We start from the raw sequence: 25,604 nt of genomic DNA, 5'->3' as shown, positions 1-25,604 counted from the left end.
ATATGCAATGAGACGCGCAGACTTTTACAACCGAAAACGTATGGTGCATTTGGCATCGTGCGCCGCTTTTGTCATCTCGACCATTTTAATAAGTTTAATCCTTGCAGATTGGCATAAGAAATCCTTAGCTTGGGTAAAAAATGGCTATTTAGCACAGGGAACAATTGTAAATCTTGATAACAACCCAAGTAAGCTTAATACGCTATTGCACCGGGCAAGACTTCATACCGCTTTCGCAATTACCTACAGTGTAAAAATCAATAACGCACTGTTTAAAAAAAATGCCTATGTAGATCAGCACGTGTATGCAAGTTTGAGTGAAGGTAAGTCGGTTCCAATATACATTGCAAAAAATGGCGAACAGCACAACTTAAAGAGCAATATCGATAATCAACTAGCGCAATCACATCTTATTTATTATTTAACTAAAACCGCCGTCATTACTGTGCCGGTATTTTTAATTTTTCACGCGCTGCTAATGCTGATATTTGTTCGAACTCGCGCAAATATCTTGCTCAAAGGGTTTTATACTAAGCACTCTTGGTTAAATACCAACGACAATGTACTAATTTGGTTAACCCATTCGCAAATCATCGTTATCCGCTTTGAAAAACATCAAACTAAAATGCTGGCTCAGTTATATCAACAAGAAGAGTTTTTAGACGATTTAATTGCCAAGCTTAAGCGTCCTAATATTTACGCAATTGATATCGCAGATATTAGCGCAATTGAAAGTGAATATGCCTCACAAAAATTATTGGTATCAACCGCAAATCGAGCCTACAAACTTAGCTTTATGAATTACGGGTTAAAACATCACGCATTAACTCAAATCGCACAACATCTACCCGCGCACCTTATTCACAGCGTTAACAAGAAATCACGGATTATGGGATTTATGCCATGGTTTTTACTCTCAGTGCTTTGCGTAGCAGCCGTTTTACAATTAAATAATCACGCGCTTATGCTAATAATTGCTGCGATTTTTGTACTAAAGCTATTACCGAAATGCATTTTTCATATCTGTTCGCCACGCGAAGTACAGCGCTGGCGAATCCCTGATATTTAACAGCTGTGCATTCAATTGCAGAAAACTATTGAAGTTTAAGTCGTATTAAATATCTATAGTCTTTTATGATACCTCTAAACTCGTCTACTAAACTAAATTTCTCTGATATTTCAAAGTTTTCGCATGATGAAACTGCATCTTTGTTTAAAGTTAAAAGAAAAGTGTCTTTTGCACGTTGAAGGTCATCTATTGCAACTGTTTTATCGCCAAACAGCGAACGCACTAGGAAGTCTTGAGGGTCTAGTGTCTCCAACACCTTAGATAATCTAATTTTTTTATCATTAGAATTGATTGTCGCTTTTAACGGTGGCATCACTGTAGTTGAATCTTGAAAAGATATTTTTAAAACACGCCTTTGTTTGTTCATTCGATTAGGGCTAGCGCGGTGAACAGCTGTTCGATTGAATAAGAATGAAAAGCCTCTTTGACCTATTAAACGATAGTATCGCGAACTCTTAAAAAGGTAAGGCCAAAAACTCAATGGTTTATCTGAAATTTCAAACGCGCCATCGGCCTCTCCTACATCGGTAAGATAAACGAATAGGCTAACATGTTGCGTCTTTTTATCCGATTGACGGTGCCTGCAATCTACATCTCGGTGCCAACCTCTTAAAAAATTACCTGATGAGATATGCGATTTATTATTTTTTCCATCAATTTCGTATGCATGACAGTGATAGAGTACAGGTTTGTCAAACATTGAGTAAATTAGTGATAACACTTCCTTGTTAAATATATCATTAAGTAGACCTAGCTCTTGAATGTGCTTCGCATCAACATAGCGTCTGCTTGCTTTTTGTTTTGCGAAAATATCGTCAAAACTTGTATTTAATTTCTCAATTATTTTGTCATTTAAAAGTGGATTAACTTTAACAACCGCATTCGCTTTTACTGCAGTATTAACTTCAATACTAGGTTTAAACATATTTAAAAAGACCGATCATTAAAAGTAATATAGCCGCCGAGCCATAAATCGTTATGTATGGGCTTAATGCAAAGAGGCCAAATAGCGCAAGCAGAAACACAGACAAAGCAAGCACCACACCGATTGATTCTTTTAGTTTAGTTTTAAGTAGCACTTAATTGATTTCCTTATTTCTAGATCCATAATGTGCGTAACTATATAATTTTATTAAACTTGAACAAAGAACTATTTAATCATCAATTAAACAAGTGTAAACAAATAAGCTTTAGAAAATATTCTCTTTCAATGTAGTTATATTTTAATATCTACATTCACAATGTTGTGTCGTGTTTAATTATTTGCTCTTATATAAGCGCTCTCACAACAAAAAAATAAGGTTATTATGCGCAGCGCATTTTATATATCCGATGGTACCGCAATTACCAGTGAAGTATTTGGTCATGCTACCTTGTCGTTATTTCCTGTCGAATTTAAACACATCACAATCCCGTTTGTTGAAACTGAACAAAAAGCATATGAAGTTAAGTTACAAATAGATAAAGCATTTAAAGTAAGTGGTGAAAAGCCTTTAGTATTTTTTACCTTTGTTGATCCTCAGTTGAGCGACATCATATTATCGTCACAAGGCCAATGCTTTGATTTTTTAACTGCTTACAGCGGCCAAGTAAAAGACACGATTGGCGTTGAACCTGTACCACGTACACACCGAACTCACTCAATCCATGAAAAAAGCTACGATTTCAGAATCGATGCCGTTAACTATGCACTTGCAAACGACGATGGCAGCAATTTAAAAGACTATGATGAAGCCGATATTATATTGGTGGGTGTGAGTCGCAGCGGTAAAACGCCCACCAGCTTATATTTAGCACTTCAATACGGCATAAAAGCAGCTAATTACCCACTTACTGAAGATGATTTGGATATGATGCGTTTGCCGAACGCGCTTAAAAACCACAAAAAGAAACTGTTTGGTTTAACGATAAATCCTGAGCGCCTTGCTGCAATTCGTAACGAACGTATGGCAAACAGCAAATATGCATCGCTAAGGCAGTGCCGCCTTGAGGTGCGAGAAGCTGAAATGCTCTATAAGAAAAATAAAATCCCTCATTTAAGTTCAACACACTTTTCAGTTGAAGAAATCTCCGCGAAAATCCTCGCCGAAACCGGTTTAGAAAGACGCAAATACTAGCACGTACAGGATTACACCTTCTAATATATTGCACCTAAAATCATACAAGTTTTAGGTGCAATACACATAAACACGTCGACAATGATCTTAAGTAGATTTATACCGTATCAATCTTATGGTGTATTCATTTGTCACGTCGTTTGTGCCATATTTACTGTGTAGGGATTTTGTTAAATAAGGAGCGTATTAACCTAACCGCGAGAGACTATGCGCGCAGTACTTTTTAGCTTGTTACTTTTTAACCATGGTTTGGCCTTTGCTCAAGTCATCGATATTTACATTCGCGATGATGTGTACAAGGATTATCAAACGTTTGTTAATGGCCGTGACATTGCCACAATCTCAAATTTTAATGGAAATGCAATTCGACGCGATGTAGTCGATATGATAATTGCCCAAAAGGCGCTTAAGTTAGGCGGCTTTAACCACAGTTTCAATTACATTCCAGGTAAAGTAAATTTTCGTAATACCCGCATGCTAGAAACCGGCAAGTTATCGATTAGTTTCGATACTTATTGGTTATCTGACGCACATGCTAAAACTAAATATTTGCACATTAGCAAACCCATAATCCGTCAAGGTGAATATATTGCTGGGGTTTATACTAAAGCAGGACGAGAAAAAGCCCTTGGCTTAACTCAAATGAGCGACTTTAAACGTTTAAGTGCGGTATCAACACCAAAATGGCGCACCGATTGGAAAACGCTCTCAGATTTACCGCTCAAAGAGTTAGTCATTGAACACGAGTGGATCAGTATGGCGCGTATGGTCAATACTGGTTGGGTAGACTTTATGTTAATGCCATTTAATTCAACTACTGACCAAAGCTTTAAGCTTGATAAAATCAATTTGGTACCCGTGCCAAATGTTGCAATAGAGCTAAAAGACAGTCGTCACTTTGTTATAAGCCGTAATCACCCTCTTGGCTCACAAGCATACCTAGCCCTTGAAAAAGGATTAAACATGTTACGAAACCAAGGCGAAATTGAGAAAGCCTATACACAAGCCGGCTTTTTTGTTGATAAACAGAATTTAAATATTATTAATGCGCAGCGAGAATGAGCGCTATCTAAAAAAACGATTGGGTCTTATTGTATTAACAACGCCTAACTTGCTTTGTTAGATTGAAATTTGTTAGTTGTATGTGTGCCAATTAAAGCCGCTAAAATGCAATATTTTTTCTTAAATTAAAATGAATAACACACTTTTATCTAACTTATATTTGAACAATTATGAGTTAGAGTCAACGGACGGTTCTGTGCCAGAAGCTGCCGTTGGGAAAGGGTTAAGTCAACGACTCGGACCTCATTGATTTAATTTAGATAAACATAATCATCATTAGCGTTAATGAGAAATGCTGTTGTACCAAAAACAAAGGGCAAATAATCGCAATTATAAAAAGGTTGGACCATAAGCTCTGAGTATTTTGCAAAGTCTCCAGGTTCTACAGGTAATGCTCTAGGGCGAATAGGGTCAAAGGTATAACCAAAATACCTTACTAATTGATACCCTGTTTCATATTTAAGGGCATCAACCAGATAACTTCTATTAGCACAATATTTTCTAGCAATAAAAGTTACGTAGTGATTATCCGGTCTTTCTAACAACCAAACTCTTGGGACTTCAGTAGCTGTTTCATTAGGCAAGTTAGTGACTTTAATTATGTCAAAATAGATTTCTGCTTTGTCTGTACCTACAAAACGATCATTCAATTTAATCCGAGTCAATTCACCTTCAACAGTATTAATACCAAAGGAGCGATATTCTGCTAAGCACTCAGGAGTGAGCAAGTGGGTAAGTTCAATACGCTTGACAGAGAAAACATCGTTCGCATCGACGAAGTTATTTGATGTTAAGATTGACACTATCTTTTCACAAGGATTATCTATGCTTTTGTTGTCTCTAATGCATAAAGGTGTGAAGGCACCTGATTCATAACTTAACCATGCTTCTGGGTCATCTTTTTTGTTACTTTCATAAATATGTTCAACCCATTTTTCTTCGGTGTTTTCGCTTGCTTCTTGCCAGATTTCAATCAATTCTGGTTTAACGAGCCCATGCTCTAAAACGCAGCGTTTAAACTCATCAACAAATAACTGTTTTTGCGCTGCCGCAGGGTTACTTTTATGCTCAGGAATATAATGTTGAATGACAGTGAACAGCTCTAAAATACATTTTCGCATTCCCCCTTTAGTGAACCCTTTCCATTTTAGATACGATAATGCTGAAAACCAATGGGGCATAAAGTAGACTAAACCTACATTACTCTGATTCTGCTTTTGGGTAAGCCAATCAAACGAATCGTAAATATACCCCATAAAAAAACCACTCATTTGATATTGGTCAACATGAAATGGAAAGCGATTATGAACAAGTCCATCGATTTCTATTGATTCTTCTGAGTATTCTTTCAGTCCATCAACAGAAGTAGCGTAAAGTTCTTCAATTAATGATTGCTCAAAGGATAATTCATTGAGTAACTTCCCTTGCAAAAGTAAGTTTAATACTCCTGTTCTAAACCCTAATTTTCCTTCTTCCCAAGGGATTTCTTTAAGCACTTGAAAGTAATAATGAACACTTGGCTCTGGTAACAATAAAAACTTTTCACTAAAACCTAAATCATACTCACTATATAATGTCCATTCACCTTTCAAAAAGTACCTTTTTAAGGTGGCATTTTTTTGTTTTACTACTGCCAATTATGGGTAAGAGCTTTTCAAATAAGGCTTCGCGTTCTGCTTTCCACACCGGATCATTAGTTTTGAATTGTTCTTTATGAAATGAAAATTTTGCCATTAATTACTCGCTCCCTGAGATACCAAAGTTTAGGTTCCATTTTTACTTATTCTTTGAGAAAAACATGGTGATAGGTCGAGCATTTTGCATGTTGAAACTAATTTTATCAATGACCGTTATTCGCTCATTACAGCCGGATACATAATTAAATCCAAAGGTTATTTCCTCGTCGTGCTCAAACTATGAAAAGTGCATTTTGACCAAACCGTTATGCCTTAAAATTCATCCACGAAGTTTGGTTACATCAGTCACCCATGATTTCACTTGCTCAAGCTGCGAAGCGATGCATCATAGCGTTTGTATTCACATTTAAGTAATAGATGAAAAATTGTTTGATTTAGGGGTACGTTTGGGTTCATTTTTGTCGTGTAACAAACATGAACAGAGCGCATCATAGATGGTGTGAGACTTAAAATTCAGGGACTAATTTGTACACCCACTAAGTTTAAAAACGGGTTACCTACATAACACTCTATTACTTGTGGTTTGAGCAAAATTATATCAGCAACTACTCCTCATTCAGAACTACCTGTCGGTCAAAATAAAGCCCATATCCAAAATGTTAAATCTGATATGAGCTAAATTAAAAACTTAAGTTTAAAAAGAATGTTTTAACAGCAATTAGTAAAAATCACGTTATTTACTGCGGTGTTTAAAACTAAAGCTTTTCTCTTTTACTAGCTCACCACTTTTATTTGTTGGTGTCGTATAAAAGTTAACGTTTAACTCATCTTGCTGGTTATCGAGTTCAATATGGGCAAATCCCCAAGTGAAAGCCTTATTCCAAATGAGATCGTATTCTTGATATTGACGCTCTTGATAATTTGCAAGTCCGCGATGCACACCGCGCATTTTAGACGCAGCGCCACTAATTATAAGCGGTAATGGTGGTTTTTTATCAGATGAAACACGCGAACAATCATCCGTTAATAACTCTAAATCATGTTCATGCCCTGCAATATAGGCATCTGCGTATTGGCATAGTTCAGGCAAAATTAAGCGCCTTAATACATGGCCTTCATCGTATTTTGTGCCGCCAATTGACCATAAAATATGGTGACCATAGACAATTTTCCATTTTGCTTTTGAGGTTTTTAAGCCTTTAGCCAGCCACGCAAGCTGTTTATGATCTTCACCATCAAGCGGTACTTCGTGTTTTTCAATGTCCTCGACTTCTGCTTGCCCTTTAGCAAGAGCCGTTGCTAAACCCTGCTCGCTACCATCTGTTGCTAGTGGGATTTCATAGTAATGCTGACCTGATAACAGCATATTGGTGTCTAACACAAAAAATTCCACATCATTTCCGGGTGAGCCTTGTTTAAAACGGTAATACCCTTGTTTATCCATGTGGAAATTAGGCTGTTTTGCCATCCAAGCTGTTTGAAGTGCAACCCCTTTACGCGATGTTTTCCAGTCATGGTTACCCAATGCAGAGTACACAACTAACTCAGGTTGTTGCTCAAACAAAGGCTTTAGCGGCGATAAAATAAGGTCGTTCATGCGTTTCTGGTCGTCTTTTCCATCATTTGCATCGGCGCCATCAGGGTAAATATTATCACCCAGCTGAATACCAAACTGACATGCAACGTTTTGGCAAAGCGTTGCCATTGCCTTGCCAACACTTGCGGCTCCTGTATCCTCAGTGGCAATCTCGGTGCCCGGGTAAACATAAATTGGCGCGTGGCCAAACTCTTCGATTGGGCGGTGCTCTTCTAGCCAATCTTTTTTTTCAGCGGCAATAAATTCAGCTTTAGTTTTTGGCTTTGTTAAATGTTTTTGTTTTGGATAATCTGGGTGGTAGCCGCCATCGCCAAATGCTAAAAACGAGATTCGCTCGTTGGAAAGTGCAGGCAATGCGCTCGCTGCTAATAATAAACTTGTTAAAATGGTTATTTTTTTCATACAAATCGCCGCTAGCGATTGGCTAGCGGCACCTCATTTAGAAAGATGTAAAAGTAAATCCGAGTTCGAACGAACGTCCGTATGTTTCATATTGTAGGCTGTAACGCTCATTACCATGCGACAAGTAATATGGCTCGTCAGTAATGTTCACGGCGTTAAAGTACACTTGGGTTTGTTGGTTGATATAGTATTTAGTACTTAAATCAAGTTGAGTATGGGCTTGTTCGTAAACCCCTTTATCTCCAAGCTCATATTGATACGCTTCGCTTTTGTAACTGGCGCTCAAACGTGCACTAATTTTAGCTGTTTCATAGCCAAACATGAGATTAGCAACAGTATCAGATTGATTTGGTAACTTATCATCAGCATCAACAAAGGTACCATTGGCTGAAAACATCAAGCCATTTTTAAAGTTCTTGGTCCACGCTAATTCAACACCTGTGAGTGAGGCGCTGCCACCATTAATTGGCTGCATTACTTCAGCAAAACCATTCCAAGAACCATTGTCTTGCACTTCGGCCATTACAATAAAGTTATCAATATCTTTGTAGAATAAACCCGCCGACATTACACCAATATTGCCTGGGTAATATTCAATTGATGTATCAAGGTTAAGTGACTCGTACGGGTCTAGATCCGGATTACCCACCTCAGCCTTACGCTCAGTGATTGTTTCGCCATCTTCATCAACAATTTCGGTTTCAATTAATTGATACGCAGCGCTGTCGCCAAATGTTGGGCGAGCAATGGTATTGGTGTAGGCAAAACGTGTAATAAGCTTTTCGTTTACGTCATATTTAACATTTAAACTAGGTAAAAAGTGGCTGTAATCTTTATCTACTTGCCACGGTGAAATTTCAACAAATTCACTGTCATTAATGTCATCAGCAACTAATTCAACACGGTTACCTGCGGTTGAAAATGACGTGTCTTCATAACGAACACCTGCAACAATATGCCATGCATTGATATCCATCGTGATCATGCCGTATGCCGCTAGAATGTCTTCATCACTGGTATAGCTTTGCCCAAAGCTATCAATTTTTGAATCAATGGCGTTTACATCAAAGTTTGATTTATTAGCGTTAACAAATTGTGCAATAGCACTGCGCGATAATCCTGGTCCAAATGAGCCCAAATCATAATCTGGTGTACCCACTGCAAATTGACTAGCTAATGCATCATTAAAGCCGCCATCAAAAACAACCACGTTTACATTGTTAAATTTTTCCCGCGTTTGGTATTTTGCACCAAATTTCAACTCAGCATTGTTGTTTTGCCACACAAAATCTTTACTGATATCAAACTTCACGCTTAGCGCTTCATCTTCCGACACATTGTTTTCACTTACAATTTCATCAAGCTCAAAGTTTGATAAATCATGCGCGTTTGGCGAGTGAGCTAAATCAGGTGCAGCATTCGTCGTGTTATAGCCTAAAATGAAGCCTTCGCCGGCAAAGTCCGCATCAATGCGATCGGGTTCTTTTTCATTTGATTTCGAATACCCTAAATCGTATTCAACAAACCAATCGTTTAGGTGATTTTTACCGCCTAACACCATAGACAGAATTTGCTGTGTCTCATAGCGGTCTTTTGTATCGCGGTCCATTTCTGCGTCAACAAATGTCGCTGATTTGTCGCTGATGCTATCTTCAAGCACAGTACCTTTATCAAACTTATATTCATTGCGTAAACGGAATTCATCATCAGCAAATTCACTCCACAAAGTACGCAAATAATATTCAGAGTTGCCCGTTGTTTTATAATCTAAGTTAAGTGCAGCCCCTAAGCGTTCACGGGTTACTAGATAATGACGTTGTTCAATCTCTTCAGCGCCGAAAAAGTTTATGTCGTCACCACTTGATTGGCCTTCAACTTCCATCTCATTCCAGCCACCATCAACTTCTGAATTGTGTGAGCCAAACTTGCGTTCAAACCAACTTATCGCAGTTGCAACACCGAGTTCATTGCCGTTATCTAATTCATATACGTCAGTAAAGCTTGCTGATATTTTTGGGCTGCTCTCACTTACTTGCTCATTGTATGACCCTTGTACCGTGGCACTGTAGCTTTGCCCTTCTCGATCAAATGCACTTAAGCTTTTAACATCAATCGAACCACCTACTGCACTTGCGTCCATATCAGGTGTCACGGTTTTGCTAACTTCTAAACTTTGCACTAGTTCGCTTGGGATCACATCCATCGCAACGCTTCGCACGCCAGCTTCTGGCGATGGCACGTTAGCACCGTTAATCGTTACGTTGTTTAAATTCGGGTCAATACCACGTATACCAACAAAACGCCCTTCACCTTGGTCGCGTTGAATAAACATACCCGGTAAACGCTGCAGTGCTTCTGCTGCGTTTTGATCAGGCAATTGGCCAATAGAGTCACTGCTCACAATGGATTTTATACTTAATGCGTTTTTCTGACGGTTAATGGCACCGGCTTGTCCCGCTCTGGTGCCAACAACTATCATGTCTTCGATTGCGGTTTGAGCCGACGACAAGCGCACATTTTTCTCTACAATGCCACTTTCGTTAATTGTTACACTGATTGTTTTAGGCAAAGCACCAAGGTACGAAATGACTAACGTGTAGTCACCCACTGGCAGGTTAGTGAACGAATACGAACCATCACGCGCGGTCACAACACTTTTATTGAGTTCTTGAATTTCGACTTTAGCACCTTCGAAATACACTTTTTGATTAGCATCGCTAACGCGACCAGAAACGGTATTCGCTGCTACTTGGCAGGATAAACAACTAGCAAGTACAGCAAGAGTAAGTTGCGTACGCTTAAAAACTGACGGTTTATTACTTTCCATTATTATTCTCTTTCAGGGGTTAAGGCATATGCCGAGAGATTCTGTTGTCTAGCGCTCGTTGCTGAGACAGCGCTACCCTACTTGGGAGATATGAAAAAAATATTGCAGTACAATCAACTAAGTACTGATATGGCTTAAAAATCACTTGGTTTACTGTGTTATGAGCTAAATTAACCCCCTCGCACCAACCTAAAACGCCTTTATCCCTGTAATGGCTCAATGATTGTCATAAAATTGATACCTTTTATGAGCTAATCTAACCCTACTCATATAGCTTAAAACCCAAGAAAATGATCAAAAAACCTGTTCAATCATTATGAAAATCACCAACCTTACGCTGCACAAACATTTAGTTTTTGCCTTTTTCACCTGCTTACTACTTTTGGCCAGTTCGTTTATTCACATGAGTAACGCAAAACCCGTTGCCAGTATTAAATGGCTCGATGTTATTGGTGAGGGCGGTATTGCTGTAATTACCTTATGCTGGTTAATTGTTACGCTTTACACCCGCCCGAAAGGAAAGTTAACCACGCTGTTATTCATTGGCATCAGCATGGTGCATTTTTCCATGTTACTTGACCTGCTCGATGAATTTTTTCGCTACAAAAATGAGTATGCGTGGTTTTCTCGGCTTGAGGCAATTCCCGCAGTACTTGGCCTCGTGATGATGAGTTTCGCCCTTTACTACTGGCATAAAGAACAGCAAATAATTAATAACCGTTTAATTAAAAGCGAGCGTTTTTATCGAGAACACAGTTTTTACGATATGATTTCGGGGCTGTACTCAGCTAGTTATATGAAAAAACAAATTGCCGCCGAGCTTGTTCATTTCAATACCCATAACACACCATTTTGCATAAGTGTGTTCGACATAAAATCGTTTAACCTTTATTTGCGCGAACAAGGTAAATTATCTGCCAATAAACTATTACATGATATTGCCAGCTTAATTCAAGTAAACATTCGCGATAGCGATTTAGCCTGCCGTTACGCTGGAGACCGCTTTATTGTACTGATGCCAAATACTAAACAGCATCAAGCCCAAGTAATTAACACCCACGTTGCGAATATGGTTAAGCAACATGTCTTGTACTTTGACAATAAAACCCTTTTTAACGCAATTCATCAGTCAAGTATTGAGGTAACGCGTGGCGATGACGTGACCTCTTTGCTGATGCGATTAAACCACACCCTAACGCTACAAAAACAGGTGGCATAGTTTGGCAAACGTGACCTATTTTGAATGCAGCGATAAAGTAATTCCAAGTGCACTTTTGTTATTGCCTTTGCTTGAACTTTGTCAGCAGCAAGGCGTAGATACCAGTAAAGTGCTAAACGGCAGTAAATTAGCCTATTACGACCTGTTAAAAAGCGACATTAACATTAGTTTTGATCAGTTAGCAGTCTGTTGTCACAATAGTATGAATTTATTGCCGCATAACGATTTTAGCTTTCAAATTGGTCAACAGTTTTTTAATCATTACAATTCTGAGATAAAAACCGCAATTGTAAACGCACGCAATCTAACGCACGTATTCAAGCTGCTCAGGTGCTTTAGTAATGAGTTTTTTCCGGTATGTAAATTTAGCGAATTTAACAGCGAACAACAGCGTCATTTTGTTATTGATGTGGGAATTAAACATTGCACCGAGCGAGTTGAACGTTTCTTTTATGAAACGTTAATAAGTATTGTGTGCCACTTTATTGACTGGCGTTTTCCAGAAATTGATATCACCATACAATTGCCGTTTAAAGCACCTAAACATCTTGAGTATTACCACACATATGTAAAACAACCTGTGATATTTGATAAGCCATTGCTTTTGATATCGATAAAGAGCGAACAGTTGGATGTACCGGCTAAAGGGAGCAGTACTATTTTAAGGCGCCAAGCATTTTATAAGCTGACTAAAAAACAAAAATTAAACAGCCTACTTACCGTGCTAGCGCGCCACATTGCCTGTAAACCAAATACAACGTTAGAAACTGCCGCAGCCCATTTATCAATGAGTCCGGCAACATTAAAACGCAAATTACAGGCTCACAATACCAGCTTTAAGTACGAGAAAGATCAGGTACTTAAAAACGTAACCTTGTTTCACTTACTGCAAACTTCTGCATCAAATCAATCCATCTCCGAAAAACTGGCAATCAATGATTTAACCAATTTTCGTCGCCTGTTAAAGCGTTTAACGGGGAAAACGCCAAACCAGTTACGTTTGGCGAAATAAGCCTTTTAATTATCGAAAGCTAGGCATAATTGCTGGAAGACCCGGTAACAACCCGACCAATGCCATTACACCCGTAAGCACAACAAACATGATAAGTGGAATAATCCAGCGGTTCATTGACGTTAATTCTTTAGAGCGCTCTTTACAGCCAATCAGACCTAAGTTATCCAATAACATAGTTAAAGACCAACCAAATGCAGGGTTTACCAACGCAGATGAGAACACGACAATTGCTGCTGATTGTGTGGTTTTACCTTCGCGAGTCATTTCCATGCCTGCTTCTAGTAATGGAATAAACACACCCACAATAAGTGCAACACACAGCACAGGTTGCCATATAGCAAGATCCATTGGGTAGCCCCAAATACCAGCAATAATACAAAATAGCGCGGTTAACACGGCACCTGCTGGAATGGGACGCTTAGCGATAGCCGCAGGTACAATGTATGTGCCCCAAGACGACGTAAAGTTTGCACCGCCCATAATTGAACCGAATGTTTGGCGTGCCGACGCACTTAACATAGTGTCATCAATGTTCATTTGTACTTTTTCAGTGCGCTCTGGGTAGCTAATTTTTTGAAACACTTGGTGACCTAAGAAATCAGGAGACCACATAGCCACTGCAAGCACAGCAAACGGTAGCACTACAATAAAGCTCTCTAAGGTGGGTAAGCCTAACATCCAACCAGTGCTTTCACCCCACCAATACATAGGGTCCATATTTGGTAAACCTGGACCTGTTTTAAATTCAAACGGCGCGCCTAACACAAAGGCAAGGCCACCACCAAGTAAACAACTTAGTGGCACAGCAAGCCAGCGCTTCTTAAAATGTTCAAGTAACGCATAAAGTAAAATCGTGGTAAAAATAATAACAAACGCTATATGCGCCATATTTATGCTTTCAGCCCAGGCAAATAGCTTTTTAACCTGAGACGTTGTGCCGATAAAACCAAGATAAAGCAACAAGCCCCCACATACGCCCCGACTGGTCAATCCCGCCAGCACACTACCGCCCTTACTAATCGCAAGCAGCAAACCAAATGCGCCAATTAACAAACCAAACGCCATTGGGTGACCGCCAGCAGCGACGACAATTGGAATAAGCGGAATAAGCGGCCCATGGGTACCTGCAAGGTTAGCAGTAGGTAATAAAAAACCAGAAAACAGTAAAATAAATAGTGAGACCAGTAATAACTCGTAGCGCACGTTTTCAAGTATAAAGCTATCGCTTAACCCTAATGGGCCAGCAAACGTCGCTGCAATTGCCCCTACCATAACCACTTTGCCTATGGTGCCGGCCATTGCTGGAATGGTATCTTCTAATTCAAAACGATAATCACGAAACGGTAAATTAGGGCGCCAGCGTTTGGGCTGCATAATTTGTAATTCATGCTCTAAATATTCGTCGCGTGTGTTGAATTCAGAGCTTGGTTTGTGAAGCGATTCATAACTTGCACTATGCGTATCGCAATTGGTGTCTGTTGGTGTTGTCATTGCATCTCCTACTACAGATGAGATTTTTATTATGAAAACACCATAGCGGAGTCGTTGCGTAATGAAAGTTAGCCATAAGTCGAGTAGCTATTTGAAAAACGTCCTTTTTTCGCTTTAAATTTAATCAGTTATTATCGGGATTTGTATTTAGTATATTGAAATCAATCACTTAGTATATTTTTAATTTAAATTAGCGTAACAACATTAGCCTATAGCTATTAGTCTAATAAGGGGTTTAGGTCTAACGTGTCAGAAGGGGGTTTAGAGTTTTACCTGAGCCGATACGTTACTAATTGAAGCGTCAGGATTTAGAGACATGATATAAACGTAATTCAACCTCACAAATCTAAATGTTGTGCATTACCGCCTTTACATAAAAAAGACGGCAATACTGCTTAAAAGCACATGTTTATACAATTGTTTTTGCGATATTTGCTATTACATCAAGTGCATTATCAAGCTGTTCATCTGTTACATAAGGTGCTGGCCCTAGACGTAATTGGTTTCCACGGCTATCAGTCTGAATTCCCTGCTCCGCTAGCTTTTTCACCCAAGTAGCAGCCTCAGGTGTCGTCAATGACAAAAATCCTGCATTATTATCAATGCCATGCTCTGGCAAAGTCAGTACGCCTGCGGTTAACGCCATACTTTCAATGCCTTGCCAAAGGCGTGTTATTTGCTGTTTATTAATGTCAGCAAGTCGTTCTGCACTTAATTCTTGCGCATTAAAAAAATCAAATACAGCCGCAGCGCGGTAATGACTTGTTGGATCATATGTTGAACCGGCAAATGCACCTTGCCCTTTGCCATACCCGACTTTTCCAGGGGCTTGATCAAGGCTTTCAAATTCAGCAAACCAACCGGTAATAATTGGACTACCATTATACCCTTTTGGAATGCGCATAAAGCAGTTCCCTTCACCGGCTTGGCAATACTTATAACCACCACCAACAATAAACGCAGTTTCAAGTTGCCAGCTCGCTAAACTAAATGGAATGACATTAAGCGCGTGATACACATCCACTAAACACGGTATGTTTAACGCGTGTGCAGCAACCGTAACATCGCCAACTTGGTGGAAAATACGACTGGATGCAAAAAACACTGCAGAAACTAACACGGCATCTGTGTCTTTATCTAATGCGTTGATTAAACGCTCTGCCAAGGTGTCTTGTGGTTGAGTATCAATCACCTTGACGTCAATATTGACGTCCTTTAGACGATCTAACTGGCGACGCATTGAATGAAATTCACCATTAGTGGTGACGATTTTTATCGGTGTTTGTTTTTTATGCTTAAAACAGCTTAAGTCAGATAAAAAACGTAAAATCAATTCATGGGTGGATTGGCCTAGCGCAATTTCACCGTGTGATTCTCCGAGTAACGTACGATAAAAGTCACGCACTTTATCGGCCTTTTCAAACGCTGCGCCCCATTTATCGTCGATATGCTTTGCCGCATCGTTAAAACAATCAAGTAACCCTTGTTTTGCTGCATTAGGCCACGCTTGATGCGAATGGCCAGACAAAAGAATACGATTGGTCACATCAAACTCAGAATAAAACCCTTGTAACTGGTGTGCAGTTGTCATCGTTTATACTCCTGTTACAGTTTGGTTCTAAGTTCAAATAACTCAGGGAAAAAGCTAATATCCAACGCTTTTTTCAAAAACGCCACGCCTGATGATCCACCTGTACCCGACTTGTTCCCGATTATACGCTGTACTGTGTACATATGTTTAAAGCGCCATTGTTGAAAGCTGTCTTCAATATCAACTAGCTTTTCAGCAAGTTCGTAAAGCTCAAAATACTTGTCAGCGTCTTTATATACTTCGAGCCATGCATTTAGTACTGACTCATTTTTTTCATACGGTTGACTTTTATCACGCTGTAAATGGCTTTCATCAATTTCTAGCCCTTGTTTGGCAAGAATGGATAAAGTGACATCGTATAAGCTCGGCGCATTGAGAATAGTAGATAATTCTGTGTGCACTTGCTCATCACTCTCATGTACTTTTAATAAGCTGTGATTTTTGTTGCCAAGTAAAAACTCAAGCTTGCGGTAACCATACGATTGGAAACCTGACGAGTGACCAAGGGCATCGCGAAACTTTAAATAATCAACCGGTGTTAATGTTGATAAAATATTCCACGATTGAGTTAACTGATTAAAAATTTGTTTTACGCGAGAAATAACTTTAAACGCATGGCCAAAATCACCATTATTTAAATTGTCTATTGCGGCACTTAGTTCATGCCCTGCCAGCTTTAACCAAAGTTCACTCGATTGGTGAATCACAATAAACAGCATTTCATCATGCTGATTTGATAGTGGCTTTTGCGCGGTAAGGATTTGTGACAACTGAAGGTAATCACCATACGACATGTCGTCTTTAAAGTCGGTGTGAATGTCTTTTTCTAGTTCACGAAAGTTATGATGTGGGCACGACATAGCTAAGCTCCAAAAATTATTATTATGCGTTATACGGCGCTATTTTATACATGTGTTTGATTACGCCTAACATATGCGATGATATATAACCCAAAAGCATATCTTAGAGACGCACGTAATTAAAACATGTTGAATAAAATATGTCAGTGTTTGCCTAATACCGCGCTATTAAAATGTGTACTTTTTGCTTAACACCTGTGTAAAGCGCAGCAAAATCGCGCCTTTATTAACTAATCCGACCTATTAAATGCCAATTTTACTAGACAAAACACCCTTAAAGGACTAATATTCAAAGCGCTTAAAACATAGATCAATCCCTATTACTGCGTTGTTCCTTCGTTACTCCTTTTTAAAAGTTGTACCAGATGCTAGATGCGATATTAGCTGAAATATAAATTAAGCCCGACGGTGATAATCACCAAAATATACACTTTTAAAAAAGGTTAAAAACATGTCTAACAAAGTAGAAGGCGTTGTAAAATGGTTTGACGAGTCAAAAGGTTTTGGCTTTATTTCACAAAACGACGGCGGCAAAGACGTATTCGTACATTTCCGTGCAATCCAGTCAGAAGGTTTCAAAACTCTTGCTGAAGGTCAAGCGGTTTCTTTCGAAGTTGAAGACGGTCAAAAAGGTCTTCAAGCTGCGAACGTTGTAGTACTTTAATTAGTCACTACAAGAAAAAAGCGAGTTATTAACTCGCTTTTTTTGTGCCTGTTTTTTGTATTCACTCAGTAAAACCTAGCCTAATACAACTCATACTAGTCACAATGCTTGAGCACATTAAATTGTTTGCAAAAGAAAAGCTCTGCCTAGTTTATAAAAAGCCTCACGTACGCATTTAAACATTAAGTTTAAACAAGCACCTTTCAATCGGGTTCATCGCCGCAGTAATTAAGCGCTCGTTTATTAATTGCTGGATAGTTTAATTTCGCTATAAAAGCCTATTATTGAACGCAAATAACTAAACAGAAATATCGTTAATCACCTGTTCTGCTAATGCTTTTAACTCATCTGGCTCAGGATGTGTGTAACCATACGTACGCAAGCCATAAATACTCATCACCAACGAACGTGCCCTGCACTTTGCATCACGCTGGCCAACAATTTCACCGGCAAGAATGCCTTTTTCAATGATTGCTTCTAATCCTGCTTGCCAACGATGAAGTTGCTCTGTAACCAGCGTTTGCACGTCAGAATCTTGTTCCGCCAATTCATTAAGTGCTTTTTGTAATAAACACGACGCTTCAGGTTCGCAACTTAAACATTGCTCAACAATATGGTTAAGATACGCACTTAAACCTGCTAATGGCGATGGCGCTTTTTCAAAGAAGGCGTTAAAAAATGCAGTGCTGTCTTGGTTGTACTGACCAATTGCTGCAAGCAGTAACCCTTTTTTATTTTCAAAAGCGCAATAAATTGAACCTGGATGCAAGCCCGTTGCGGCCTTTAGATCTTGCATGCTGGTTTTATTGTATCCCTTATGCATAAACGCATTCATCGCAGATCGCAAAACCGTTTCGCGATCAAATTCAGCACTTCTCATAGCGGACCTCTTAATCAATAGTTTGCCAATATAACTTAATTTGAATATTTGTTCAAAAAAGCACTTGAATGAACATTCAAATAAAGCTAACTTGAATAAGCATTCAAATTAACGAGACATAAACACATGGCTAAATCACTTTTTGATGAAGTTGCGTTAAACGCTGAAATCACATTACAAAACCGCATTTTAATGGCGCCATTAACACGCTGTATGGCTGATGAAAACCTCGTACCTACAGAGCAAATGGCAACATATTACGCAAAGCGCGCACAGTCGGGCCTGATTATTTCAGAAGCGACTATTATTCGTGCCGACGGCCAAGGTTATCCAAATACACCGGGATTATTCACCGCGGAACAAATTCAAGGTTGGCAACGCGTTACAAAGGCAGTACATAACAACGGCGGCAAAATTTTTGCACAACTTTGGCACACAGGTCGTGTTGCTCACCCTCACTTTTTTAATGGCAACAGTGTATTAGCGCCAAGTGCGTTAAAAGTTGAAGATACTGTGCCACGGATGCGTGAACTTGAATATATTGAGCCGACCCCTGTTACCGTTGCGCAAATTGAGCAATTAGTAAAAGACTATGCGCAAGCGGCAAGCAATGCCATAGATGCCGGTTTCGATGGTGTTGAAATTCACGGTGCAAATGGTTATTTAATCGACCAATTTTTGCATTACAACAGCAATCATCGTACTGATGAATTTGGTGGTTCGCCAGAAAACATGTCACGCTTTGCTCTGCTTGTGGTAGACGCTATTTCCGAGCGAATTGGCGCTAAACGTACAGCGCTTCGTATTTCACCAGGAGCTTATTTTAATCTTGAACCCCATTCAGACGACCGCGCAGTATTTGACTATTTGCTCGATGCACTTTCAGAGCGCGAACTTGCTTATTTACACATTGGTATTTTTGACGATGAGCAACGCTTCGAGTACCTAGGCGGTCGCGTATCTGACTACGTGCGCGAAAATTACCCGCATACATTAGTAGGTAACGGTGGTTTTAGTGCGCAATCGGGTGAGTTGGCAATTAATCAGGGGCGTTTTGACTTGCTTGCCATTGGTCGTCCATTTATTGCCAACCCAAATTACGTTGAACGCATAAAAAATGGGGAAGAACTTACGCCATATAACGAAGAGATGCTGCAGGAGCTGGTTTAATTTATATCACTAAAAAAGGGGCTAACGTAGCGCCTTTTTAATCTTTTTAAAAGCATTTGAAATTAAATAAGTACTTGTCGGGTCAAGTAAGTAACGTAATAACTAGGACCCCAAATATGAAACGTTTTTTACTTTGCCTTGTGCTTATTGTTCCATTTTTACTAAGCGCAAAGCCAATTGCTGAGTCGAGTGATGAGGTTACCCCTTTATTGAACGGACAGGTTATCCCTGACGTTGACGTTACTCAAATAAACGGTAAAACCACATCGCTAAAAGAGTATTTAAATGGCGATAAAGCGATTTTATTTTTCTATCGTGGAGGCTGGTGCCCGTTTTGTAATACCCAAATGGGGCAACTCAAAAAAATTGAGCCAGAACTAAAGCAACTTGGCTTTAAACTCGTTGGCATTTCCACTGACGCACCGAAAGACCTAAGCAAAAGCGTTGAAACAATGTCACTGCAATACGATTTATTATCTGACTACAACAGCGAGATCAGCAAAGCCTTTGGTATTGCATTTTTTACTGACGCCAAAACAACTCAGCGCTATGTTAAACGCCTTAATTTAACCAACCCGCTAAAGCGTAACAAAGCCGGTGAACCTCGATTAGTATTACCTGTACCCGCTATTTACGTAATTGATGAAAAAGGATTAGTGCAGTTTAATTACGTAAACCCTAATTTTAAAGTTAGATTACATGAGGATGTTTTACTTAAAGTGGCTGAAGTTTATAAGTAAGCAACCAGCCTATTAATAGCCTCACGAAGCTAGATTCATGTTAAGCAATTTGAGTTAGCTAAATACACTGATTTAACACTGAATAACTTATTTGGGTAAATGCAATTGTGCTTATCAATCGTAAGCTTATTAAAATCACCAAACATCTGAGTAAGTAAACATTACTTTTATGTTGTAATTTGTTATCTCGAGTTTTGGTTAACTATACTTATTGGCAAATTGAAATGACTTTCATCTTAAGGTTTGTGAATGGCAACACGCCAAGCATCACCACAAGAACAGGTATCCGATTTGCCAATATTACCGACAATATTGGTCGAGTTGTTGAGCATTCCGCTTGATGATAAAGATTACTTCAACAAAATTGAAAAACTCGCAGAGCGCGATCCGCCCCTTGCCCTCAAAATAATTCAACTTAGCAACACCGCCAAACAAGCCGCTATTAAACCCATTCGCAGTATTAAAGATGCGATTGTACGCATGGGCACAAAAGAGGTATTTAACTTAATAAACTTAGTGGCACTGACCAAGGTATTTGTGCCCACCAGTCAATTTGAAAAACAATTGTGGCGTCAATCGTTAATCTCAGCGGAATTACTAAAAACCACCTATGACGTACTGTTACGCAGCGTGATCACCGCTGATATGGCTTACTTAGTTGGTTTATTACACGATATAGACATCACATTAAACCACAAACTGTATGCCAAGTACTTTGAATCGCTTGACGATTTAACCTGGTATTTACCAAAGCCCTATGAAAAGCACCGTATCGCTTATTTACAGCGTCAACACGCGTTTAATGGCGCAAAAATTTGTAAAACATGGCATATCCCAAGCCCTATTCCCGAGATAATTTACTTCCATCACCACGATAACCTGCCCGATAAATTTAAACAGTTTATGCCTTTGTTAGAGACAATTCGCCGAGTGCAGTTTTGCGATTTAACGACCCAAATTTATTTCACGCATCAGGCACTTGAGCTTGATGTATTAAATGAGTTAATCGCGAGCAATGAAATTCTACTTAGTTGGCAAAACCAGCACGCTAACTTTGCGCAATTGCTAAACCAACTGCCAACAGCCATATCGCTTGCTGAAGAAAAGTACCGTTTACTGGCCATTTAACGTTTGAAACTAACATAAGTTCAATCGTTTACAGCTAAATATTTTGACCTACACTTTATAAAAACGGATCAGGCAGCCAATTATGAAATTAAAAACAGCCTTTATAAGTTCGCAAGTCGCTTTGTTAATCAGTTTTATCGTGGTGCTCATTTGTGGTGCCATAATCTATCAAAACGTCACTAATCACTACCGAATTACGAAATTACTGACCGACTTTAAACAAGTATTGTCTGACACCGTTAATTTACAACAAGAGTTTTCTCTTGATAAAGACGAGCAAATGATGGAATGGTCAAAAGAACAATTTGATGATTATTCACAACTGCATTTTGCGTTATTTAAACAAGTCGCAGACATTGAAATCGCAACGCGACTGCTTACGCAAATTCAAGAAGCAATGCGCGAGTTTGAACAAAATCTCAATAAGCAAATCGCCATTCAAAAACAGCTTGGTTTTAATGAAGACCAAGGTATTCGAAGCAGCTTTAGAAAATCCATTCATGCAGTTCAAGCCGTTAGCCAGCAAATTGACGATAAAACCCTTGAGATAATGATATTAGAATTAAGGCGCCGAGAAAAAGACTACCTATTGCGCTGGGATAAAAAGTACTTAGAACTGCATAAAAAAATGTTTGTGCAAGCAAAGGCTTACCTACAAACTCATAACAGCGAATTAAAAAGCCAGTTGATTGATAATTTAAAAGACTATGATTACAACTTTACCCAATACACCGCCCTATTAAACACCATGGGGCAGTCGTCAACCCTAGGTGTTGCCGGTAAAAATAAAGTGCTGGCACAGGTTATTAATGAACGCTTTACTAACCTATCGTTACTATTAAACGAGCGCGCAAAAGACGCCAGTAATCAAGTGTTGTTCATCACATTCAGCGTTACATTTGTATTTTTAGCATTCAGTTTACTAAGCTCATTTTTAATTAATCGGCGTATTGGATATGGCTTGTTTGAGTTAAATACATTTATCAGCTCGATTTGCCAATCTGATACCTTTTCAATGCGCAGTAATATACGCGGTGATGATGAAGTAACCGATCTGGCTAAAAATATTGATAACCTACTTGCCCATATTGAGGAACTAATTAACCGCTTAAGTTTGGCGCAAAAGCGCTTAATTGAAGACGCGAAAATGGCAAGTCTTGGTACTATGGTAAAAGGATTTGCCCATGAATTAAATACACCCCTTGGCATTGCTATTACCAGCGAGTCACATTTACGAGATCAAGTAGAGCAACTAAAGCACTCATTTAACCAAGGCACATTGCAAAAAAACACCCTAGAGCAAATGATCTTGGATGCGGAAAATTGTTTAAGTTTGATGGAGTCAAATTTAAACCGTTCAGCTAATTTAATTAATAACTTTAAGCAAGTTGCGTCGCATCAAGAATACGACGAATTAGTCGAATTTAATGTCGAAACCTTTTTAAATAATCTGTTTGATAGCCTAAAACACGAACTTGATAAATACGATGTTAACGTTAGTGTCGAAGCGACAAATGGACTGGTTATTAAAAGCTATTTAGGTGCGTTTAATCAGATATTTACAATCCTTATTGTTAACAGTTTACGTCACGGCAGTGAACCAAATAAAACCTTAAACATTAATATCGTGGCGAAAATGGTGGGGGCAACACTGCACTTCCGTTACATGGATGACGGTGCAGGTGTAAAAGAGTCATTGCTCGACAAAATTTTCGAGCCCTTTGTAACAACAAAACGTGCCAAAGGCGGAACCGGTTTGGGGCTGAGTATTGTGTACAACTTGGTCACGCAACGCCTTAAAGGTGAAATCGAATTTCAAAGTATCGAAGGTGAAGGCGTATGTATTTACCTGCATTTTGATGACGTTGATTACAATCTTAAATTTGATGAGTAACAAGCTTGTTGATTTAGTTTTACAGCGTTATCGGGGTTACCATCTAGCAAAATACATAAACGGTTACTATTTTCGCTAAGCCATGCGCTCTAGAAATAGACAGCAAAGGTCAACACACTTAGCTTTCTGTGTTAATGTAAACGCGTATAAAGTTAATTGAATTACATTATGGATCAAGTTGTTAGCCATTTCATAGGCTTGCTTAAAACAGGCAATATAAAAGAAATCACCACCTTTTATTTAACGCAAACGCCTCAGAGTCAAGCACACATAATGCTGTTTTTAAACTTGCAGGCCAATAAAAGCGTAGAATCGTTTGATTATTTTCAACGTTTAAGTGTCACGCTAAACGGCGAACACCCGATGCCCACTCCGTTAGTAGCGCAGCTTAAAAATAACCAAGCATTATCGTTTTTTACGCCGTTATTGCAGAAAATGGCAAACTTTTCACTGCAAGATACAATGAAGCGCAATGTCTTACATTACCTATTTGTTGCCCGCGGTGAACACACAAACGTGCCCTTTACTTATGTTCGCTCACTCTTATTATTTGAAAGTAATGTGTTTTTACCAAAAGCACTGAGCCAACGTGAATCTAATGGGTTAACGCCGCTGGAGTGTTACCTGCATTTAAACATCCAAGGTACAGTGTTACCAAATCATGAACTCACTGCATTTATTGCGCTGTGTGAAATAGAGCGTAGCCAAATCACCTTAAACAGCGACAACTTAAATTCTGCATTAAAGCGATTTAAAAAACAGCGTGCCGATTTTGACCTAACACCCGATTACATCGAACAAAAATGTTTATTGCTAGCCAGTTACTACGGTGTCTCAGAGCAGTACATTACTACTTCGCTTAACTAGCTTAAGCTCTCAACAATTTGTAATCAACGACACAACAAATAAAACAATAACAAAGGTTTACCGATACATGCTTTCATCACTAAAAACTAAGTTAATTACACCACTTTGCCTGAGCTTGCCGACTTTAACGCTTGCTACGTTTAATATAAACGCTGCCACAGCGTTTAACGCAACAAGCGCATGGCAAGAGGTTGAACACGTACTGACAAAACAATACGCCTATTTTGATAGGTTAAACAATGCAAATACAGTATTGAACCAGTTTAAAAGTAAAGCGCTGAAGGCGAAAAACAAGGCTGAGTTTAATGACATTAGCCAGCAACTTATGCGTAACTTTTCCGACCCGCATTTAAACCTTGGTCCCTACGATAAAAAAGATTTTAGTGTGTTTCCAACCGGCTCAGATATCCGTGCTATTTATCAAAACGGCCAATTTATTGTGCAAGATATCAAAGCTGGTTCAGCTGCAGATAAAAGCACTCTCACATTAGGTTCAACAATTATAAAAATGGATAACCAGCCAATAAAGGCTCTTGTCGCCAGCTTATTTGGTCAAGGGTTTGAAACCTTATCGCCACAACAAATTGAGTATGGGGTAAATGTTGTACTTGGCGGCCTTCGTAAACAAACGCGAGCGATTACCTTTACTAATAACAAAGGGACTCAAAAAACCATTACACTTGCCGCCAGTTATGATGCGATTAATGCACTCAACGATGGTCCGACATTAAGCTACCGTAATTTAGATGGTCTCGGCTATATCCGCTTTAATAATTCCCTTGGTAACAACCAAACGGCGGCCTCGTTTAAAAAAGCGATTAACGCACTTAAGCATACACGCGCACTGATTATTGATTTGCGTAATACACCAAGTGGCGGCAATACTGGCGTTGCAGAACCCATTCTGGGTCACTTTGTTAGCGCAAAAACACCGTATCAAACCTATCGCACGCAAACGCTTAACATGGCGTATCACAAAGCACCAATGCAAACAGCGTTTGTTACGCCAACTAAACCGCACTATGCAAAACCATTTATTGTGCTTGCTGGTCGTTGGACCGGCAGTATGGGTGAAGGTATGACTATTGGACTTGACGCCCTTGGCGCACAAACCGTGATTGGCGCACCCATGGCCGACTTACTCGGTGGTATTAAAACAGTGACATTAAAACAAAGTGATGCGTGGCTAGAAATGGCATTTGAGCGTTTATATCATGTAAATGGCACGTTTAGAGAAGATTTTGAGCCACATATATTAGTTATCCCAACAGATAGAGATCATCAAGGTGGTGATCCAGCCCTTAATAAAGCGATTGAGTACTTACAACACTCTACCAGTATGTAACGGCTGAATATAAATAAAAAAGCCTGCAT

At 39.2% G+C, this 25,604-nt stretch carries 20 protein-coding genes; 12 read left to right on the top strand and 8 right to left on the bottom strand.

The features are described 5' to 3' along the window. The first annotated feature begins 7 nt into the window (after window positions 1-7). Window positions 8-1,069, top strand: coding sequence for a hypothetical protein (locus PSPO_RS17415; RefSeq protein WP_148665285.1), 1,062 nt, complete (start codon window positions 8-10; stop codon window positions 1,067-1,069). Between the two features lie 25 nt (window positions 1,070-1,094). Here the strand turns inward: PSPO_RS17415 and PSPO_RS17410 are convergent, their stop codons facing one another. Beyond that, window positions 1,095-1,994: a phytanoyl-CoA dioxygenase family protein gene (locus tag PSPO_RS17410; RefSeq protein ID WP_010559271.1), complete on the bottom strand. Its 900-nt coding sequence runs from the start codon at window positions 1,992-1,994 to the stop codon at window positions 1,095-1,097. A 382-nt stretch (window positions 1,995-2,376) separates the two neighbouring features. On the opposite strand from PSPO_RS17410, the gene ppsR reads away from it, so the two are divergent. After that, window positions 2,377-3,186, top strand: a complete 810-nt coding sequence (ppsR, locus tag PSPO_RS17405; protein WP_010559272.1) for a posphoenolpyruvate synthetase regulatory kinase/phosphorylase PpsR — start codon at window positions 2,377-2,379, stop codon at window positions 3,184-3,186. Window positions 3,187-3,393: 207 nt separating this feature from the next. Then, on the top strand, window positions 3,394-4,248 hold the full coding sequence (locus PSPO_RS17400) for a hypothetical protein (protein WP_010559273.1): 855 nt from the start codon (window positions 3,394-3,396) through the stop codon (window positions 4,246-4,248). Between the two features lie 251 nt (window positions 4,249-4,499). Here PSPO_RS17400 and PSPO_RS17395 read toward each other — a convergent pair whose 3' ends face one another. The 3 genes from PSPO_RS17395 to PSPO_RS17385 all read right to left on the bottom strand — a co-directional run bounded on the left by PSPO_RS17395 (window position 4,500) and on the right by PSPO_RS17385 (window position 10,711). Next, entirely contained in the window at window positions 4,500-5,840 is a 1,341-nt protein-coding gene (locus PSPO_RS17395; protein ID WP_096035306.1) for a hypothetical protein, read from the bottom strand. Between the two features lie 778 nt (window positions 5,841-6,618). Continuing rightward, a complete protein-coding gene (locus tag PSPO_RS17390; protein ID WP_010559275.1) occupies window positions 6,619-7,884 on the bottom strand; it encodes a metallophosphoesterase in 1,266 nt (421 codons plus the stop codon). A 37-nt stretch (window positions 7,885-7,921) separates the two neighbouring features. Beyond that, the gene (locus PSPO_RS17385) at window positions 7,922-10,711 is read right to left on the bottom strand and encodes a TonB-dependent receptor (protein WP_010559276.1); all 2,790 of its coding nucleotides are present in this window, start codon (window positions 10,709-10,711) and stop codon (window positions 7,922-7,924) included. 403 nt (window positions 10,712-11,114) lie between these two features. Here PSPO_RS17385 and PSPO_RS17380 point away from each other — a divergent pair, with 403 nt between their 5' ends. Together PSPO_RS17380 and PSPO_RS17375 are read left to right on the top strand one after the other, a co-directional pair. Further along, window positions 11,115-11,930, top strand: coding sequence for a GGDEF domain-containing protein (locus PSPO_RS17380; RefSeq protein ID WP_158523464.1), 816 nt, complete (start codon window positions 11,115-11,117; stop codon window positions 11,928-11,930). A 10-nt stretch (window positions 11,931-11,940) separates the two neighbouring features. After that, the gene (locus PSPO_RS17375) at window positions 11,941-12,942 is read left to right on the top strand and encodes a helix-turn-helix domain-containing protein (RefSeq protein ID WP_233430579.1); all 1,002 of its coding nucleotides are present in this window, start codon (window positions 11,941-11,943) and stop codon (window positions 12,940-12,942) included. Between the two features lie 9 nt (window positions 12,943-12,951). Here PSPO_RS17375 and PSPO_RS17370 read toward each other — a convergent pair whose 3' ends face one another. From PSPO_RS17370 to kynA, 3 genes are all read right to left on the bottom strand, one after another. Further along, on the bottom strand, window positions 12,952-14,436 hold the full coding sequence (locus PSPO_RS17370) for a DUF3360 family protein (protein WP_010559279.1): 1,485 nt from the start codon (window positions 14,434-14,436) through the stop codon (window positions 12,952-12,954). A gap of 409 nt (window positions 14,437-14,845) precedes the next feature. Next, the gene (locus PSPO_RS17365; RefSeq protein ID WP_010559280.1) at window positions 14,846-16,027 is read right to left on the bottom strand and encodes an aminotransferase class V-fold PLP-dependent enzyme; all 1,182 of its coding nucleotides are present in this window, start codon (window positions 16,025-16,027) and stop codon (window positions 14,846-14,848) included. Between the two features lie 14 nt (window positions 16,028-16,041). Continuing rightward, on the bottom strand, window positions 16,042-16,887 hold the full coding sequence (gene kynA, locus PSPO_RS17360; RefSeq protein WP_010559281.1) for a tryptophan 2,3-dioxygenase: 846 nt from the start codon (window positions 16,885-16,887) through the stop codon (window positions 16,042-16,044). A gap of 451 nt (window positions 16,888-17,338) precedes the next feature. Between kynA and cspE the strand changes: the two genes are divergently transcribed. Continuing rightward, window positions 17,339-17,551, top strand: coding sequence for a transcription antiterminator/RNA stability regulator CspE (gene cspE, locus PSPO_RS17355; protein ID WP_010559282.1), 213 nt, complete (start codon window positions 17,339-17,341; stop codon window positions 17,549-17,551). A gap of 298 nt (window positions 17,552-17,849) precedes the next feature. Here cspE and PSPO_RS17350 read toward each other — a convergent pair whose 3' ends face one another. Next, window positions 17,850-18,431: a TetR/AcrR family transcriptional regulator gene (locus PSPO_RS17350; protein WP_010559283.1), complete on the bottom strand. Its 582-nt coding sequence runs from the start codon at window positions 18,429-18,431 to the stop codon at window positions 17,850-17,852. A 126-nt stretch (window positions 18,432-18,557) separates the two neighbouring features. On the opposite strand from PSPO_RS17350, the gene PSPO_RS17345 reads away from it, so the two are divergent. From PSPO_RS17345 to PSPO_RS17320, 6 genes are all read left to right on the top strand, one after another. Beyond that, entirely contained in the window at window positions 18,558-19,601 is a 1,044-nt protein-coding gene (locus PSPO_RS17345) for an alkene reductase (protein WP_010559284.1), read from the top strand. A 116-nt stretch (window positions 19,602-19,717) separates the two neighbouring features. Then, entirely contained in the window at window positions 19,718-20,341 is a 624-nt protein-coding gene (locus PSPO_RS17340; protein WP_010559285.1) for a peroxiredoxin-like family protein, read from the top strand. A gap of 249 nt (window positions 20,342-20,590) precedes the next feature. Continuing rightward, on the top strand, window positions 20,591-21,469 hold the full coding sequence (locus PSPO_RS17335) for an HDOD domain-containing protein (protein ID WP_010559286.1): 879 nt from the start codon (window positions 20,591-20,593) through the stop codon (window positions 21,467-21,469). Window positions 21,470-21,551: 82 nt separating this feature from the next. Then, window positions 21,552-23,363 carry a sensor histidine kinase gene (locus PSPO_RS17330; protein WP_021033029.1) on the top strand — a complete coding sequence of 604 codons (1,812 nt, stop codon included), beginning with the start codon at window positions 21,552-21,554 and terminating at the stop codon, window positions 23,361-23,363. A 168-nt stretch (window positions 23,364-23,531) separates the two neighbouring features. Continuing rightward, window positions 23,532-24,230, top strand: a complete 699-nt coding sequence (locus PSPO_RS17325; protein WP_010559288.1) for a hypothetical protein — start codon at window positions 23,532-23,534, stop codon at window positions 24,228-24,230. Between the two features lie 67 nt (window positions 24,231-24,297). Then, window positions 24,298-25,575: a S41 family peptidase gene (locus PSPO_RS17320; protein ID WP_010559289.1), complete on the top strand. Its 1,278-nt coding sequence runs from the start codon at window positions 24,298-24,300 to the stop codon at window positions 25,573-25,575. The last annotated feature ends 29 nt before the right edge of the window (window positions 25,576-25,604 follow it).

This window comes from Pseudoalteromonas spongiae UST010723-006, from assembly GCF_000238255.3.
Taxonomy (GTDB): domain Bacteria; phylum Pseudomonadota; class Gammaproteobacteria; order Enterobacterales; family Alteromonadaceae; genus Pseudoalteromonas; species Pseudoalteromonas spongiae.
This window is presented reverse-complemented; position numbering and strand designations above follow the sequence as displayed.